This is a genomic window from Serratia sp. BNK-17, from assembly GCF_048684935.1.
In the GTDB taxonomy this organism is placed as follows: domain Bacteria; phylum Pseudomonadota; class Gammaproteobacteria; order Enterobacterales; family Enterobacteriaceae; genus Serratia; species Serratia nematodiphila.
This window is the reverse complement of sequence record NZ_JBLQTR010000001.1, coordinates 3142596-3159317: the sequence shown is the minus strand read 5'-3', so window position 1 is coordinate 3159317 and position 16722 is coordinate 3142596. Positions and strand designations below refer to the sequence as shown.

Here is a 16722-nt window from a genome sequence, read left to right as displayed (position 1 = left end):
ATCAGTGACTAACGTGTGCCATCCAGCGTTTCTCAGCTTTGCGGAACAGGCTGATTAACACGTAGGAGATGATCAGATACAGCACCGCCGCGATGCCGAAGGCGTAGAACGGCTGATAGGTCGCGGCGTTGATATCGCGCGCGATCTTCAGCAGATCCGGCACGGTGGCGGTAAACGCCAGCGCGGTGGAATGCAGCATCAGGATCACCTCGTTGCTGTAAGCCGGCAGCGCGGTGCGCAGCGCCGAAGGCAAAATGATGCAGCGATACATCTTGAAGCGCGAGAAACCGTAGGCGTTGGCGGCCTCGATTTCACCGTGCGGCACCGAGCGGATCGCCCCGGCGAAGATCTCGGTGGTATAAGCGCAGGTGTTGAGCGTCAGCGCCAGGATGGTGCAGTTGAGCCCGCTGCGGAAAAACGCATTGAGAAACTCGCTGCCGCGCACGATCTCGAGGCTGTACATGCCGGAGTAGAACACCAGCAGCTGCACGTACAGCGGCGTGCCGCGAAACACATAGGTGTAGAGCCACACCGGGAAACGCACCCAGCGAAGGGAAGACACACGCGCCACCGCCATCGGGATCGCCAGCAGCCCGCCCATCACCACTGAAGCGATCAGCAGCCACAGCGTGATCGCCACGCCGGTAAAGCGATAGCCGTCGCTCCACAGCAGCGACTGCCAGTACTGTTGCAGGATATCGATCATAGCTCGGCCCTCTTGACGCCCAGTGAGTAACGCCGTTCAAGCCACAGCAGCACGCCGTTGGAAACGGTAGTGAAGACCAGATACACCACGCCGGCCACGATGGCGAAGAAGAACGGCTGATAGGTGCCTTTCCCCGCCAGCTGCGTGGCTTTGACCACGTCGTTCAGGCCAAGGATCGACACCAGCGCCGTCGCCTTCAGGATCACCTGCCAGTTGTTGCCGATGCCCGGCAGGGCAAAACGCATCATCGCCGGGAACAGAATGCGCCGGAAGATCTGCGCGCCGCTGAAGCCATAGGCCGTCGCCGCTTCGATCTGCCCTTTCGGCACCGCCAGATAAGCGCCGCGGAAGGTCTCGGTAAAATAAGCGCCGTAGATAAAGCCGAGGGTTATGATGCCGGCGCCGAGCGGATCGATATCGATCTGCGCGAAGCCCAGCAGCGTAGTGATATTGTTCAGCGCGATTTGCAGACCGTAAAAGATCAGCAGCATCAGCACCAGATCGGGCACGCCGCGGATCAGCGTGGTATAGGCGCCGAACAGGCCGGAGATAAAGGGGTTATGAGACAGTTTGCCACCGGCGCCGATCAGGCCGATCACCACCGCCAGCAGCACGGAACTGAGGGCCAGCTCCAGCGTCACCAGAGCCCCCTCGAAAATCAGTTGGGAATAGCCTTGCAGCATCTACTTCACCCTGTGGTCTAGGATCCGAACCATCGGGGCCGGCACGCCGGCCCCGCAGTCACAGCATGGAACGGTAAGCGGATTACCCGCCGTAGACGTCAAAGTCGAAGTACTTTTTCGCGTATTTGTCGTAGGTGCCGTCTTTGCGCATCTCGGCGAAGGCTTTGTCCAGCGCCGCTTTCAGCTCGGTATCGGTCTTGCGCAGCCCCATGCCGGTGCCGACGCCGAAGAACTTGTCATCCTTCACCGATTCGCCGGCGAACGCATAGTCTTTGCCCGGCGGCTGTTTCAGGAAGCCGTCGCTGCCCGCCACTTCATCCTGGAAGGCGGCGTCGATACGCCCGGAAGCCAAATCGGCGTAAACCAGATCCTGGTTCTGGTAAGGCACGACGGTGATGCCCTTCGGCTGCCACATGGCGTTGGCGTAGGCTTCCTGGGTAGTGCCCTGCAACACGCCCACGCTCTTGCCTTTCAGGGCGTCCACGGTAGGCAACAGCTTGGATCCTTTCGGCGCGATCAGACGCGCGTTGGCGGCATACAGCTTGTCGGTAAAGGCGATTTCCTGCTGGCGTTTTTCGGTGATGGACAGCGAAGAGATGATGGCGTCGATTTTCTTCGCCTTGAGGGATGGGATCAGCGCGTCGAAGTCGCTCTCCACGAAGGTGCATTGGGTATTGATGCGTTTGCACAGCTCTTTGGCCAAATCGATGTCAAAGCCAACCAATTCGCCTTTGGCGTTTTTGGATTCAAACGGTGCGTAAGTCGGATCGGTGCCAATCTTCAGCGTGGAAGGAATGGCGGCAAAGGCGCTGCTGGCGGCGCTCAAAGCCAGAACTAACGGCAAAATCAAAACCCGCTTTTTCATAAATTACCCTCAAATTGATTTTTTTGATGCCACTACGGGCATTACTTTTCCCCACCAAATCAATTTGCAGTAATCGTGCCACATTAGGTGCTACGGGCGGAGGGAACGGCTCCGGCCTTCACAATACTGTTTCCTGGGACGATAACCGCAAAATTAAATCGGCCGCTCGGGGCCGCGCCACTGGCAGCCGCGATAAGGCGGCGCCATGAAACAGTGAACGTGATGAAGTGGGATCATTATGGTGCATACGCCGCCCTAATTCAGTGCGGTGTTGCACAAATGTACCAATTTGGGGATGAAAATGTTAATCAGCGCCCTGCCAGCGGGTGAACAGATCGGCCGGCAGTTCGATATCAAACTGATCGATCACCCGATTGACGGTCTGATCGATGATGTCTTCCACGCTTTTCGGCTGGTGGTAAAACGCCGGCACCGGCGGCATGATCACCGCGCCCATCTCCGCTGCCTGCGTCATCAGCCGCAGGTGCCCAAGGTGCAGCGGCGTTTCCCGCACGCACAGCACCAAACGGCGGCGCTCTTTGAGCACCACGTCGGCGGCGCGGGTCAGCAGCCCGTCGCTGTAGCTGTTGACGATGCCGGACAGGGTTTTGATCGAGCATGGCAGGATCGCCATACCCAGGGTTTTGAAAGAGCCGGAGGAGATGGCGGCGGCGATATCGCGCGCATCGTGCACCACGTCGGCCAGCGCCTGCACTTCACGCAGGCTGTACGGCGTTTCCAGAGCCAGCGTCTGCCGTGCAGCGTTGCTCATCACCAGATGGGTTTCCACCTCTGCGACGTCGCGCAAAACCTGTAACAGGCGCACGCCGTAGATCGCGCCGCTGGCGCCGGAAATGCCGATGATGAGTCGTTTCATGGAAAATGGCCTCTGCCGTAAAAAGTAAGATCAGGCAGACTTTGCCGTAATGGCGAGGGATAAGCAAGTTCACAGGAGCAAGGCGCACCGCCGCAGACGCGGCGATGCCCCCCGAGTAATCAACGCGGCCGGTTAGCCTTCGTTGTGCAGTTCCAGATTTTCCGCTTCGGTTTGCCCTCGCAGCGCCTTGGCGTCGTCGCTGCGCAGCGACTCCAGGTATTCCAGATAGCTTTGATCGACGTCTTTGGTCACGTAGATGCCGTTGAATACCGAGCATTCGAACTGGGTGATGTCCGGGTTCTCTTCGCGCACCGCTTCAATCAGATCGTCCAGGTCCTGGAAGATCAGCCCGTCGGCGCCGATGATCTGGCGGATTTCATCCACTTCACGCCCGTGGGCGATCAGTTCGTTGGCGCTCGGCATGTCGATGCCGTAGACGTTAGGGAAACGCACTTCCGGCGCGGCGGAAGCCAGATAGACGCGCTTGGCGCCCGCTTCGCGCGCCATTTCGACGATCTGCTCCGAGGTGGTGCCGCGCACGATGGAGTCATCCACCAGCAGCACGTTCTTGTCGCGGAATTCGGCGCGGTTGGCGTTCAGCTTGCGGCGCACCGACTGACGACGCGCCTGCTGGCCCGGCATGATAAAGGTGCGGCCGACGTAGCGGTTCTTCACAAAGCCCTGGCGGTATGGCTTCTCGAGAATACGCGCGATCTCCAGCGCGATGTCGCAGGAGGTTTCCGGGATCGGGATCACCACGTCGATGTCCAGATCTTCCCATTCGCGGGCAATCTTCTCACCCAGCTTCTGGCCCATGCGCACGCGGGCGCTGTAGACCGAGATCTTGTCCATAAAGGAGTCCGGGCGAGCGAAATAGACGTATTCGAACAGGCACGGGTTGGTTTTCGGGTTCTCTGCGCACTGGCGGGTGAACAGCTGGCCCTTGGTGGTGATGTACACCGCTTCGCCCGGCGCCACGTCGCGCAGGAACTCAAAGCCCAGGGTATCCAGCGCCACGCTCTCGGAAGCCACCATGTACTCGCTGCGGCCATCCTCCAGCGTGCGCTTGCCGATCACCAGCGGGCGAATGCCGTTCGGATCGCGGAACGCCAGCAGGCCGTGGCCGATGATCATCGCCACACAGGCGTAAGCGCCGCGCAGTTGCTGATGCATCGCGGCGACCGCGGTAAAGATGTTGTCGGCCTCCAGCGGGTAGTGCGGGAAGCGATCCAGCTCGCTGGCCAGCACGTTCAGCAGGATTTCCGAGTCGGAGGTGGTGTTGACATGGCGGCGGCCGCTTTCGAACAGCTTTTGGCGCAGCTCATGGGCGTTGGTCAGGTTGCCGTTGTGGGCCAGCGTAATGCCGAACGGCGAGTTGACGTAGAAAGGCTGGGCCTCAGAGGCGCTCGAGCTGCCGGCCGTCGGGTAACGCACATGGCCAATGCCCATGTTGCCCTGCAAACGTTGCATATGGCGCGCCTCAAACACATCCTTCACCAGGCCGTTGGCTTTACGCAAACGGAACCCGTTGTGGGCGTCAATGGTGACGATGCCTGCGGCATCTTGGCCACGGTGCTGAAGCACCGTCAGCGCATCATAAATCGACTGGTTTACCGGCATGAAACCGGCGATACCGACAATACCGCACATGTTGTCTTTTCCTCATCAGCGCTACCGCCCCGGCAATTGGGTCGGCAAGAAACTCGACGTGCTCTGCAGGTAGTCAAAGAACCACCTGATGACGTAACTGAACTGGGGAATGAGCTGCGACTGTTTCCAGTCGGCGCTTTGTGAGAAGCCGGTAAAGGTATCCAGGAAGAACAGGATCGCCGCGACGATCAACACTCCGCGCAGCGCGCCGAAGCAGATGCCCAACACGCGGTCGGTGCCCGACAACCCGGTTTTCTCTACCAGTGAGCTAATCACATAGTTAACAATAGCCCCTACGATCAAGGTCGCGATGAACAAAATCGCGATCGCGATGCCGTTTCGCACCAGTTCATCTTCAAAACGAGTGAAATAGACCGCAAGGTAAGAGTAGAAATGGCTGGCAACAAAAAACGCACATCCCCATGTCACAAGTGACAATGCTTCGCGAACAAACCCTCGGATCAGGCTCACCAGAGCCGAAAATCCAATCACCGCTATAATGACGTAATCAATCCAGACCATGAACTATTCCAATAATGAATCGCCCCTGCATCCAATTCGCGGCGAATTCTAACAGAAAAAGAAAACGTTTGCGTAGGGGATTTCCTACCACGTTACAAATAAAAAGCGGCGATCAAAAAATTCCCAATCGCCGCGCCTACATAGGTGATTTCGCCTGTAAAAGGCGCGGTTTTTCTCGCTTTCTCTCCACCACTCCTTAATTCAGGGGCGCATCGTGCTGCGCCCCTGCGGGGTTTAACGGCCGTACGGCTTCACCTGCCCGCTCAGCCCGCTGATCGAGTTCAGCGACGGCAGCGCCGCCTGCAGCTTCTGCTTGGACGCATCCGGGCCGACGTAGATGCGGGTGATCTGCCCCTGCACCGGCGTTGACGGCACGGTAAAGGCGCGATAGCCCGAGAGGCGCAGCGAGGCGACAATCTCGTTCGCCTTGGCGGCATTTTTCAACGCCCCGAGCTGCACGACGTAGGCTTGCCCGGCCGGCGCTTTTTCTTCCGCCGGTTTCGGCTGCGGCGTCGGTTCAGGTTTCGGCGTCGGCTCCGGCTTCGGTGCCGGCTTCACTTCCACCGGTTTCGGTTGCGGCGCCGGTTTCGGTTTCACTTCCACCGGTTTGGTTTCTACCGGTTTCGGCTTGGGCTGCGGCACCGGCTGAGGACGCGTTTCGACCGGCGGCGGCGCCACCTGCGCCGGCTGCTGAGCATTCTGCCGCGCAGCCTGCTGCGCCGCGGCTTCATTGGCCGCCTGCTGTTCGACCAGCGCGCCCGCCCCTTCCGGCGGTTGCGCCGGCAACGGTTGCGTCACCGGTGGCAGCACGTCGTTCTCTTCGACGTCGCCCGCCTTCGGCACCAACGGAATGGCCGCGAATTCATCCTCGTAATGCTTCTTTTTGCCGTCCAGCAACCCTGGCAGGATGATCACCCCCAGCGCCACCAGAATCACGGTTCCGACCAGTCGGTTCTGAAATTTACTCGCCACTCACACTCCCCGCATCTCGTCTGACGCCGCCATCACCTGCGCCACGGTGTGGAACGATCCACAGACGATCACAATATCCTGTTTATCAGCATCCTGCATAGCCTGCCGCCAGGCAGTTTCGACATCATTAAAGCGGCGCGGTTCCGTCAGATGTTGCGCCAGCTGTTCGACGCTGGCGCCGCGCGGCCCGTCGAGCGGCGCGCAGTACCATTCATCCACCTGCTCGCTCAGGCAGGCCAGCGTGCCGGCGATGTCCTTGTCCGACAGCATGCCCACCACCGCGCGCACCTTGCCGCCGTTGCGCGGCAGTTTGGCCAGACGCCCGGCCAGATAGCCGGCGGCGTGCGGATTGTGCGCCACATCGAGGATCAGCGTCGGCTCCCGCCGCACGATCTGGAAACGCCCCGGCAGCGTCGCCTGCTGCAGGCCGGTGAAAATCGCGCGTTCGTCGATTTCCAGCGGAGAACAGTTGAGCGCCGCCAACGCGGTAGCGGCGTTGGCCAGCGGTACGTTCGGCGTCGGCAGATCGGTCAGCAGCGTGTCACCGCCCTGCCACTGCCAGCGATCGCCCTGCTCGCTGAAGCACCAGGCTTCACCACGGCGAAACAGCGGCGCGCCCAGCGTTTCGGCAACCTGGCGAATGCTGTCCGGCATGTCGGGTTCACCGACCACCGCCGGTTTGCCGCTGCGAAAAATACCGGCCTTTTCACGGCCGATGCTTTCGCGATCGTTGCCCAGCCAGTCGGTGTGATCGAGCGCAATGCTGGTGATCACCGCCACGCTCGGATCGACGATGTTAGTGGCGTCGAGGCGCCCGCCCAGGCCCACTTCCAGGATCACCACGTCGAGCCGCGCCTGTTTGAACAGCTGCAGCGCCGACAGGGTGCCAAATTCGAAATAAGTCAGCGACGTTTCGCCGCGGCCGGCTTCAATGGCGGCGAACGAGCGGCTGTGCTCCGCTTCGCTCAGCTCTTCCCCCTGAATGCGCACGCGTTCGGTATAGCGCACCAGATGCGGCGAGCTGTAGACGCCGACGCGCAGGCCGGCGGCCAACAGAATAGCTTCAAGGGTGCGACAGGTGGTGCCTTTGCCGTTGGTGCCGGCAACGGTGAACACCGTGGGTGCGGGGGTCAGTAAATCCAGATGCGCCGCGACGCGCTGTACGCGCTCAAGGCCGAGTTCGATCGCCTGGCTGTGCAGACGTTCCAGATAATAAAGCCACGAGCTCAATGGCGACGTGGCTTGGGGAATTTGGTGGTTTTGCATGAGTCCCATCACTGAACTTGGGTTCATTAATCCATCAGGGCACCACCCTCACCGCGGTAAAGGCGATGCGCTTCGTGACTGCCGCCAGCCTGCCAACCGCAGCGGATAGGCTACGGCCGGCAGAGAGCGGGCATCAGCCGTCACTTAGCCACAAAGTGGCGGCTGAACCCGGGCGGGATCTGTCTTTGCCTCAGGCGTCGGCCTGCTGCTCCGGCTCAATAACCGGCGCGGCCTCATCGAAATGCGGCTGCGGCTGGTTGGTCAGCTTGGACAGAATGCTCGCCAACGTTTGGCGCATTTCCGGACGGCGAACGATCATGTCGATCGCGCCTTTTTCGATCAGGAACTCGCTGCGCTGGAAGCCTGGTGGCAGTTTCTCGCGCACGGTTTGCTCGATAACGCGCGGGCCGGCAAAACCGATCAGCGCTTTCGGCTCGGCGATATTGATATCGCCCAGCATCGCCAGGCTGGCGGAGACACCGCCCATGGTCGGGTCGGTCAGCACGGAGATATACGGCAAGCCGCGCTCCTGCATTTTGGCCAACGCCGCGCTGGTTTTCGCCATCTGCATCAGCGACATCAGCGCTTCCTGCATACGCGCGCCGCCGCTGGCGGAGAAGCACACCAGCGGACAGTTGTCCTCCAGCGCCTGCTCAACCGCACGCACGAAACGCGCGCCGACCACGGAAGACATAGAGCCGCCGATGAAGGCGAATTCGAAGGACGCGGCGACGATCGGCATACCGTACAGCGTGCCCTTCATCACCACCAGCGCGTCTTTCTCGCCGGTCGCTTTCTGTGCGGCGACCAGACGATCTTTATAGCGCTTGGAATCCTTGAATTTCAGAACGTCCTTCGGCTCCAGATCGCTGCCCAGCTCCACTTCGCTGCCTTCGTCCAGCAGGGTATGCAGACGCGCGCGCGCGCCCATACGCATGTGGTGGTCGCACTTCGGGCACACTTCCAGATTCCGCTCCAGCTCGGCGCGGTAGAGAACCTGGCCGCAGCTGTCGCATTTAGTCCAGACCCCTTCAGGAATGCTCGCCTTACGGGTTTGTGTGATATTGCTCTTGTTAAGAATTCGTTCAATCCAGCTCATCGATGACCTTTCTGTTTGAACCTGGCACACGCCAGTCCGCTGTTCATGCTTTAACAATCCCCCCGAAAACACCCCAATGAAAAAATGCCCGTTCGCGGCGCGGCAAGCGCGGCGGCTGAGGCATCGGCTTCAGGGTTGTTCGCAGGAACAGACCATAATGTCGCTCATTAAACCATATCGGCCCGACGCTGTGGACAAAAAACTGGTCGAACCGACAGGTTAAGCGATGTTTTTACTGTTTTTGCTGGCGGGCGGCCGCGCGCTTGTGGCGCCAAATTTCAATCACCCCCGGCAGAATCGAAACGATGATGATCCCGACGATCAACAGTTTCAGGTTCTCCTGCACCACCGGCAGATCGCCGAACAGGTAGCCAGCATAAGTGAAGAGCAGCACCCAAACCAGTGCGCCAATCACGTTGTAGGCGGCGAAGTGGCGATAGGACATATGCCCCATACCGGCGACGAACGGCGCAAAAGTACGCACGATCGGCACGAATCGCGCCAGAATAATCGTTTTCCCGCCGTGCTTTTCATAGAACTGATGCGTCTTGTCCAGGTAGCTGCGGCGGAAAATTTTCGAATTCGGGTTGCTGAACAGCTTCTCGCCGAACAATCGCCCGATAGTGTAGTTCACCGCATCGCCGATGATCGCCGCCACGGCCATCAACGCCACCATGGTGTGCACGTTCAGATCGTTGGTCGGCAACGCCGCCAGCGCGCCGGCGACGAACAGCAAAGAATCCCCCGGCAGGAACGGCGTCACCACCAGACCGGTTTCACAAAACAGGATCAGGAACAGAATAGCGTAGACCCACATGCCGTATTGTGCGACCAGTTCGGCCAGGTGCACATCAATATGCAGAATGAAATCAATAATAAACTTGATGATGTCCATAAATTCTCTCATTGATGCCGGGCGTTTCAATCACCCGGCAGAAGCACAAGGGAGCGACGCTTTCAGGCGTGCCGGCGTTTAATCGTCGGGCAAAAACAGCGGCCCCATCGGCGGCCGCGGCAGACCAAAGTGGTCAGGGTAATCCACGGCAACCAGATACAGCCCCTCGGCTCGCGCCGTCGCCGCCGCCAGATTGCGATCCTTCAGCGCCAGCAACTCGGCCATCCAGTTCTCACTCTGATTGCCACAGCCGATCTCCATCAGGCTGCCGACGATGTTGCGAACCATATGATGCACAAAGGCATTCGCCTTGATATCTACCACAATATATTCGCCGTAGCGCGTAACCTTAACGTGTTTTACGCAGCGCCACGGAGTGCGCGACTGGCATTGCACCGCGCGGAACGACGTGAAATCGTTCTCGCCCAGCAGCGCCTGCGCCGCCCGATGCATGCGATCGGCGTCCAGCGGGTGATAAAAATGCGTTACCCCCTGCTGCAGCACCGCCGGCCGGTAGCGATGGTTGAAAATGATATAGCGGTAGCGGCGCGCGGTGGCGCTGAAACGCGCGTGAAAATCGTCGGCGACGGGGCTCACCCAACGCACCGCAATATCCGGCGGCAAATGGGTATTCACCCCCATCGTCCAGGCGGCGTCCTTGCGGCGCGCAGTGGTTTCGAAGTGCACCACCTGCCCGGTGGCGTGCACCCCGGCGTCGGTACGCCCGGCGCACAACACGGTAATCGGCGCATCCGCCACCTTGCTCAACGCCTGCTCCAGGCGTTCCTGCACGCTGGCCACTTCTTGCTGCCGCTGCCAGCCGTAGTACCGGCTGCCGTCATATTCGATGCCCAGCGCTACCTTCAGCGTCGGCTGAGCGGGCGAGACCACCTCAGACATCAGTACATCTGCTCCTGCACCAGACGCTCGGCGGTTTCGATAGCCATCAACGCGCCGCCGAAGCGCACGTTGTCCGCTACCGTCCAGAACTGCAGCAGCTCGGGGATGCCGTAATCGTTACGCAGGCAACCGATGCTGAGCGCATCGCTGCCGGAAGCGTCGGTGACCTGGGTCGGGTAATCGTCCTCTTCGCTCAGCTGAATGTCTTCGACCTCTTCGAGCTCGCTGCGCGCCTCTTCGGCGGACAGCGGGCGCAGCGCTTCCAGGTGCACCACCTGCGCGTGGCCATAAAACACCGGCGACTGAACGCAGCTCACCGAAATCGGCAGCCCTTCATCCTGCAGCACCTTGCGCACCTGCTCGACGATCAGGCGCTCTTCGCGCACGCTGCCCTGCTCGTCGGCGACAAGCGGCAGCAGGTTGAACGCCAGCTGTTTACCGAAGACGCCTTCCTCGGCCGGAATGCCGTTCAGCAGGCGCGCGCTCTGGCCGGCCAGGTCGTCCACCGCCACCTTGCCGCGCGACGATACCGACATCAGCGTGGTGACGTGCAGACGCGACAGCCCCGCCTGTTCGGTCAGCGGTTTGATCGCCGTCAGCAGTTGGCTGACCATGCTGTCGGCCACCGCCACGATATTGCGGTTACGGTAATCCGCCAGCACCTGCGGGTTCACGCCCGGCACCACCAGCGGCACATCCGGCTCCATGGCGAACAGGCCGCTGGTGTCGATCACCAGGCAGCCCATGTTGCCGGCTTCTTCGGCATAGCGCGCGGAAGCGTCGCTGCCGGCGACGAAGAAGGCCAGCTGCGCCTGCGACCAGTCGAACTCTTCGGCGTTTTGCACCAGAAGAGACTTGCCGTTGAAGCGCACATTGGCGCCCGCGCTGCGTTCGCTTGCCAGAGGATAGAGCTCACCCACCGGGAACTGGCGTTCCTGCAACAATTCCAGCAACGCTTCACCTACCGCGCCAGTGGCGCCGAGCAGCGCGATATTCCAGCCGTCAGACATCGGGTTTTCTCCAGAGTATTTCATTCATAAAAGCACACGGGCAGTGCAATCACCGCCCGATAATCTTTACCGCTCACTGTAGCGGCGTTGGCTTAAGACAACCTTACGCCCTACGCCACGCTGAAGCCCAGCTTGCCGAGCAGCTCGGCGCTGGCGCTGTCATCGCATTGCACGGCCAGCGAAGACCACTCGCGGCGCTCCTGGTAGTGCTTGCGCAGGCGATCGAATTCGCCCGGTTGCCCGGCGACTTTGCGCAATGGCGCATCATCGCGGCGCACATCATACACCAAGTGCATCAATCGTTTTAACCGCGCTTCATCCAGCGGCCCGTTGAGGCGGATCTGGCTGAACTCCGGCACCGGCAGTAGCGAGGCCAGCGCCACCTGCTGCGGCTGCCCCAGATGGCGGCTGAACGCTTCGAACACCTGGGTGGTGCCGCGCGCCTTGCCTTCCAGCGTATACCCGGCGATATGCGCGGTGCCGATATCCACCCGCGCCAGCAGCGGCAAGGCGAGGTCCGGCTCCGGTTCCCACACGTCCAGCACCGTGCTCAGCTTTTTGCCCTTTTCCAGCGCCTGCAGTAACGCGGCGTTATCCACCACCGGCCCGCGGCAGGCGTTGATCAGAATGCGGTTGTCCGGCAGCGCCGCCAGCAGGTCGGCATCCGCCAGATGCAGCGAATGGTATGGGCCGGATTTATTCAGCGGCGTATGGAAGGTCAGCACATCGGCCTCGGCCACCAGCTTCTCCAACGGCCAGAACTCCCCGGCGTCGCCGCGATCGGCGCGCGGCGGATCGCACAGCAGCGTGCGCACGCCCAACGCTTTGAGGCGCGCGTCCAGGCGGGAACCGACGTTGCCCACGCCGACGATGCCGACGGTTTTATCCCGCAGGTGGAAGCCGTCGCGTTCGGCCAGCAGCATCAAGGCGGAGAACACATACTCGACCACCGCGATGGCGTTGCAGCCCGGCGCGGCGGAAAACCCGATGCCCTGCCGTTGCAGCCAGGCGTCATCGACGTGATCGGTGCCGGCGGTGGCGGTGCCGACAAAGCCGATGCGGCTGCCGGCCAACAGGGCTTCATTGACTTTGGTGACCGAACGCACCATCAGCGCATCGGCATCCGCCAGCGCCTCAAGCGGGATCGGACGCCCCGGCACCGCCTGCACGTCGCCCAGGCGGCTGAACAGCTCGGCCGCGTACGGCATATTTTCATCAACCAGAATTTTCACTGCGTTCTCCGACGGTTTACGGCTATTGGTCTGCGAAATAGTGTGCCATTGAATCAGGCACGGCGAAAGCGCTCAGGGGTGGTGCCGGCGATCTGCTGGAACATGACGATAAAGGCCGATGCGGAGCTGTAGCCGACGTCCAACGCCACGTCCTGCACGGTTTTGCCCTGCTCGAGCAACGACACGGCATGCAGAAAACGCAGGCGCTGGCGCCACTCGCTGAACGACATGCCCAGATCCTGCTGGCAGCGGCGCGACAGCGTGCGCTCGGTGGTGTAGACCCGCGCCGCCCACGTTGCCAGCGAGGTGTTGTCCGCCGGGCAATGCTCCAGCGCTTCCAGCACCGGCGCCAAAAATTTGTCGTCCGACGACGGCAGATAGGTTTGCTGACGCGGCGACAGGCGCAGCTGGTCGATCAGCACCTGACAGAGGCGCAGATCCTCCTCCGTCTGTGGAATGTACTGCTTGCGAGCATAAAAATCCTCGGCGATGGCGCGGAAGATGGGCGTTACGCTCACCAGACAGGGGTCGGCCGGCATGCCGGCGCACAGCGCCGGCGTGATGTCCACCATGCGGCACTGCGCCAGTCGCTGGTTGTAGCAGGAGTGTTCGATGCCCGCCGGCGCCCACAACACGAACTCCGGCGGCGCCAGAAAGCGCTGCCCGCCGATGCGCAGCACCATCACCCCGGCTTTGACCCACATCAACTGGCCCCAGGTGTGGCTGTGCGGCTGGAATTCGGTGCGCGCGTTAAACTCTTCACAGCGGAACTGCACCGGGTTGGGCGCCGGGATCAGCGACTCAGGGAAATGGCGGATTTCTGGCATGGTTTCGTCCCGTGATTTGTCTTGTTTACGCCGATTTTTGTCTGGATATCGCTATATATGATAAACCGGACACGCGTAGACTAGCCAGCATGTTGGACGTTATTGAGAATAATTATCATGAATATGCTCTTCCCACTGTTGGCCGTGCTGATATGGTCGATTAACGCCGTCGTCAGCAAACTCTCCGCCACCGCCATCGATCCGGCGGCCATTTCACTTTACCGCTGGCTGCTGGCGCTGATCGCCTTGACGCCGTTCGTGCTGCCGGGCGTGCTGCGCAATTGGGCGCAGGTGCGCGCCAACTGGTGGAAACTAATGATCCTCGGCTTGCTGGGCATGGTGCTGTATCAAAGCCTGGCCTATTACGCGGCGCACAGCGTCAGCGCGCTGTTTATGGGCATCATCGTGTCGCTGATCCCGCTGCTGACCATCCTGATCAGCATCGTCCTGCTGCGCATTGCGCCGACCGTCGGCGTGCTGCTCGGCAGTATTCTCTCCTTCGGCGGTTTGATCTGGCTGGTCAGCGGCGGCCAGCCCGGCGTGCTGCTGCAGCACGGTATCGGCAAGGGGGAATTGATGATGCTGCTCGCCACCGCCTCTTACGCGCTGTATGGCGTGTTGACCAAACGCTGGGCCATCGCGCTGCCGAACTGGCAATCGCTGTACGTGCAGATCCTGTTCGGCGTGCTGCTGCTGCTGCCTAATTTCCTGATGGCGCAGGATGTCGGCTTGAACGGCCATAACCTGCCGCTGGTGCTGTTCGCCGGCATTCCGGCTTCGATCATCGCCCCGTTCCTGTGGATCCAGGGCGTGATGCGCCTGGGCGCCAACACCGCCTCGATCTTCATGAACCTGGCGCCGGTGTTTACCGCCGCTATCGCCGTGCTGTTCCTGCATGAACAGTTGCACGGTTATCACCTGATCGGCGGCGGCATTACCCTGCTGGGCGTTATCCTGTCGCAGCGGCTGCGCACGCCGCTGACGCGTAAAGCCAAAGCCCCGGCGGCCGACGTCGAGTCCTGCAAAGAACAGGCTTAAGGCAACAGCCTGAAACGCACCCGCACCAACAGACCGCCCAGCGCGGCGGAGCTCAACAGCTCCGGGCGGGTGCCGTGATAGGCGGTGATGTCCTTCACCAGCGCCAGCCCCAGGCCGGCGCCCGGCTGATCGCCCACGTTGTCCAGCCGGTGAAACGGCTGCAGCGCCAGCGCCTTGTCCTGCAAGGCGATGCCGGGGCCGCTGTCTTCAATCTCCAGCACGCCTTCCCCCGTCGCCTTCTCCTGCGTGAGGCGAGCGGTGACCACGCCCTGACGCGGTGTGTATTTCAACGCGTTGTCCAACAGGTTGGCGCACAGCTCGGCCAACAGCAGCGGTTCCCCCGCCACCTGACACGCCGCTTCACCTTCGAAGCCGAGATCGATCTGTTTGCTGCGCGCCTGCGGCAAGCGGGAAAAACAGGCGTCGCGCAGCACCTGCGCCAGGTTGACCGGCTGCAGCTTGCGCTCGGCCTGGTGCTCGCTGGCCTTCAGGCGTGAGAGATACAGCAGGCGGTCGGTCAGTGCCACGGTATTGTCCAGCGTCGCGCTCATCGCCTGCAGGCTTTCGCGCCACTGCTGCGGCCGATCGCTGGCCAGCGCCACCCCGACCTGAGTCTTCAACACCGCCAGCGGCGTGCGCAGCTGGTGGGAAGCGTCGGCGCTGAAACGTTCCTGACGCGCCACCATCAGCCTCAGCCGTTCGATATAGCGATTGAACGCCACCAGCAGCGGCTGCATCTCCGACCACGGCAATACCCGCGGCAAGGGCGTCAGCTCGCCCGGATCGCGCCGCAGCATGATGCCGGAGAGTTTACGCATCGGCTTCAACACCCGCTTGAGCAGCGCGAACGCCAGGATCAGGGTCAACACCACCACCGTGCCCTGACTCAGCAGCGCCGCGATCATCATCTGCCGCGCCAGGTAACGGCGCGACTCCAGGGTTTCCGCCACCAAAATGGTCGCCATGCCGCTCACCCCCGACTCGTTGACCGGCTGAAACAGCGCCGCCACGCGGATCGGCCGGCCGAGGTATTCCGCATCGTAAAAATGCACCAGCGCCGGGTAGAGCGTGGAGCGCGGGATATGGGGCGGCAGCGACGGCAAATCGTCATAACCCGAGATGCTTTTTCCCTGCGGCGAAATCACCTCGTAATACAGCTGATCGTTCATGTTGCGCTCGAAGCTGTCGAGCACCACATAGGGCACATCGACCGCCAGCTTGCCTTCGCGCACCACCAGTCGCTCCGCCACGGTGCGCGCCGACGCCAGCAGCGTGCGATCGTAAGCCAGAGTGGCGGCGCTCATGGCGCTGAAATAGTGGGTGTAGATGGAGATACCGCCCAGCGCCAGCAGCGGCAGGCCAAAAAACAGCAGCAGTTGATAGAACAGCGAACGCGGGGCGTTAAACCACCGCATTGCACAGCTCCAGACTGTAGCCCAGACCGCGCAGCGTGACGATCGCCACGTCGCTGCCCTGCAGCTTTTTCCGCAGGCGGTGTACGTAAAGCTCGATGCTCTCCGGATTGGCCTCGTCGGACAGCGTAAACACCTGCTCGAACAGCTGTTGTTTGGCCACCGGGCGGCCGCGCCGATGCATCAGCGCGGTCAACACCGCCAGTTCGCGCGGCGTCAGCGCCAGCGGCTTGCTCTCCAGCAGAAAATAGCCTTCGTCATGGTAGGTCAACGCGCCGTACTGCAACGCCGGCTGCGGGGCGCCGACGCTGCGGCGCAGCAGCGCCCGAATACGCGCTTCCAGCTCGTCCAATTCGAACGGCTTGGTGAGGTAATCGTCCGCCCCCAGATTCAGGCCCCTTACCCGATCGGCCACGTCGGTGCGCGCCGTCAGCAACAGCACCGGCAGATCCTGCCCGCGCTTGCGCAGGCGCGCCAGCAAATCCAGGCCGTTCAAACGCGGCAGCGCCACATCCAACACCGCCAGCGCATAACGCTCGTTGAGCAACAGATGATCGGCCGCCACGCCGTCCGGGGCGACGTCGACGGCAAACCCGGCGCCGGTCAGCGCCTTTTGCAACCAGTGAGACAGCTCGGGGTGATCTTCAACCAATAACAGTCGCATGTTCCCATTCCATTGATTTTCCTGAACAACCTGGCGCCGACACGGCGTCCGTTAACAGGCTGATAACAAAGAATGGCATGGAAAATAAGGGGATAAAAGAGCGC

The 16722-nt window shown here is 61.3% G+C and carries 17 protein-coding genes; 1 reads left to right on the top strand and 16 read right to left on the bottom strand.

What is annotated here, in order from left to right; translation table 11 throughout:
- Nucleotide 1 precedes the first annotated feature (1 nt).
- From ACMGF7_RS15020 to ACMGF7_RS14955, 14 genes are all read right to left on the bottom strand, one after another.
- Nucleotides 2-706, bottom strand: a complete 705-nt coding sequence (locus ACMGF7_RS15020) for an ABC transporter permease (RefSeq protein WP_015378589.1) — start codon at nucleotides 704-706, stop codon at nucleotides 2-4.
- Nucleotides 703-1389, bottom strand: coding sequence for a histidine ABC transporter permease HisQ (locus tag ACMGF7_RS15015; RefSeq protein WP_015378590.1), 687 nt, complete (start codon nucleotides 1387-1389; stop codon nucleotides 703-705). The genes ACMGF7_RS15020 and ACMGF7_RS15015 overlap by 4 nt, the downstream gene beginning before the upstream one ends.
- Nucleotides 1390-1471: 82 nt before the next feature.
- On the bottom strand, nucleotides 1472-2254 hold the full coding sequence (gene hisJ / locus ACMGF7_RS15010) for a histidine ABC transporter substrate-binding protein HisJ (protein WP_004936109.1): 783 nt from the start codon (nucleotides 2252-2254) through the stop codon (nucleotides 1472-1474).
- A 304-nt stretch (nucleotides 2255-2558) separates the two neighbouring features.
- A complete protein-coding gene (locus ACMGF7_RS15005; RefSeq protein ID WP_004936112.1) occupies nucleotides 2559-3131 on the bottom strand; it encodes a UbiX family flavin prenyltransferase in 573 nt (190 codons plus the stop codon).
- 132 nt (nucleotides 3132-3263) lie between these two features.
- Nucleotides 3264-4781: an amidophosphoribosyltransferase gene (gene purF / locus ACMGF7_RS15000; RefSeq protein ID WP_004936117.1), complete on the bottom strand. Its 1518-nt coding sequence runs from the start codon at nucleotides 4779-4781 to the stop codon at nucleotides 3264-3266.
- Nucleotides 4782-4802: 21 nt separating this feature from the next.
- Complete coding sequence (gene cvpA / locus ACMGF7_RS14995) at nucleotides 4803-5303, bottom strand: colicin V production protein (protein ID WP_004936119.1); 501 nt, start codon at nucleotides 5301-5303, stop codon at nucleotides 4803-4805.
- A 234-nt stretch (nucleotides 5304-5537) separates the two neighbouring features.
- Nucleotides 5538-6275: a cell division protein DedD gene (gene dedD, locus ACMGF7_RS14990; protein WP_049241850.1), complete on the bottom strand. Its 738-nt coding sequence runs from the start codon at nucleotides 6273-6275 to the stop codon at nucleotides 5538-5540.
- The gene (folC, locus tag ACMGF7_RS14985; protein WP_004936124.1) at nucleotides 6276-7541 is read right to left on the bottom strand and encodes a bifunctional tetrahydrofolate synthase/dihydrofolate synthase; all 1266 of its coding nucleotides are present in this window, start codon (nucleotides 7539-7541) and stop codon (nucleotides 6276-6278) included.
- Nucleotides 7542-7731: 190 nt separating this feature from the next.
- Nucleotides 7732-8640 carry an acetyl-CoA carboxylase, carboxyltransferase subunit beta gene (gene accD / locus ACMGF7_RS14980; protein ID WP_004936126.1) on the bottom strand — a complete coding sequence of 303 codons (909 nt, stop codon included), beginning with the start codon at nucleotides 8638-8640 and terminating at the stop codon, nucleotides 7732-7734.
- A 232-nt stretch (nucleotides 8641-8872) separates the two neighbouring features.
- Nucleotides 8873-9535, bottom strand: coding sequence for a DedA family protein (locus tag ACMGF7_RS14975; protein ID WP_004936130.1), 663 nt, complete (start codon nucleotides 9533-9535; stop codon nucleotides 8873-8875).
- 78 nt (nucleotides 9536-9613) lie between these two features.
- Nucleotides 9614-10435 carry a tRNA pseudouridine(38-40) synthase TruA gene (truA, locus tag ACMGF7_RS14970; RefSeq protein ID WP_049241855.1) on the bottom strand — a complete coding sequence of 274 codons (822 nt, stop codon included), beginning with the start codon at nucleotides 10433-10435 and terminating at the stop codon, nucleotides 9614-9616.
- Complete coding sequence (locus ACMGF7_RS14965) at nucleotides 10435-11445, bottom strand: aspartate-semialdehyde dehydrogenase (protein WP_049241858.1); 1011 nt, start codon at nucleotides 11443-11445, stop codon at nucleotides 10435-10437. The genes truA and ACMGF7_RS14965 overlap by 1 nt, the downstream gene beginning before the upstream one ends.
- Before the next feature lie 110 nt (nucleotides 11446-11555).
- Nucleotides 11556-12677 carry a 4-phosphoerythronate dehydrogenase PdxB gene (gene pdxB / locus ACMGF7_RS14960; RefSeq protein WP_021505571.1) on the bottom strand — a complete coding sequence of 374 codons (1122 nt, stop codon included), beginning with the start codon at nucleotides 12675-12677 and terminating at the stop codon, nucleotides 11556-11558.
- Between the two features lie 53 nt (nucleotides 12678-12730).
- Entirely contained in the window at nucleotides 12731-13504 is a 774-nt protein-coding gene (locus tag ACMGF7_RS14955; RefSeq protein ID WP_033632493.1) for an AraC family transcriptional regulator, read from the bottom strand.
- Between the two features lie 117 nt (nucleotides 13505-13621).
- On the opposite strand from ACMGF7_RS14955, the gene ACMGF7_RS14950 reads away from it, so the two are divergent.
- On the top strand, nucleotides 13622-14542 hold the full coding sequence (locus ACMGF7_RS14950; RefSeq protein WP_004936141.1) for a DMT family transporter: 921 nt from the start codon (nucleotides 13622-13624) through the stop codon (nucleotides 14540-14542).
- Here the strand turns inward: ACMGF7_RS14950 and ACMGF7_RS14945 are convergent.
- Nucleotides 14539-15957, bottom strand: coding sequence for a sensor histidine kinase (locus tag ACMGF7_RS14945; RefSeq protein ID WP_004936144.1), 1419 nt, complete (start codon nucleotides 15955-15957; stop codon nucleotides 14539-14541). The genes ACMGF7_RS14950 and ACMGF7_RS14945 overlap by 4 nt on opposite strands.
- Nucleotides 15944-16618, bottom strand: coding sequence for a transcriptional regulator TctD (tctD, locus tag ACMGF7_RS14940; RefSeq protein WP_004936146.1), 675 nt, complete (start codon nucleotides 16616-16618; stop codon nucleotides 15944-15946). The genes ACMGF7_RS14945 and tctD overlap by 14 nt, the downstream gene beginning before the upstream one ends.
- Nucleotides 16619-16722: the final 104 nt, after the last annotated feature.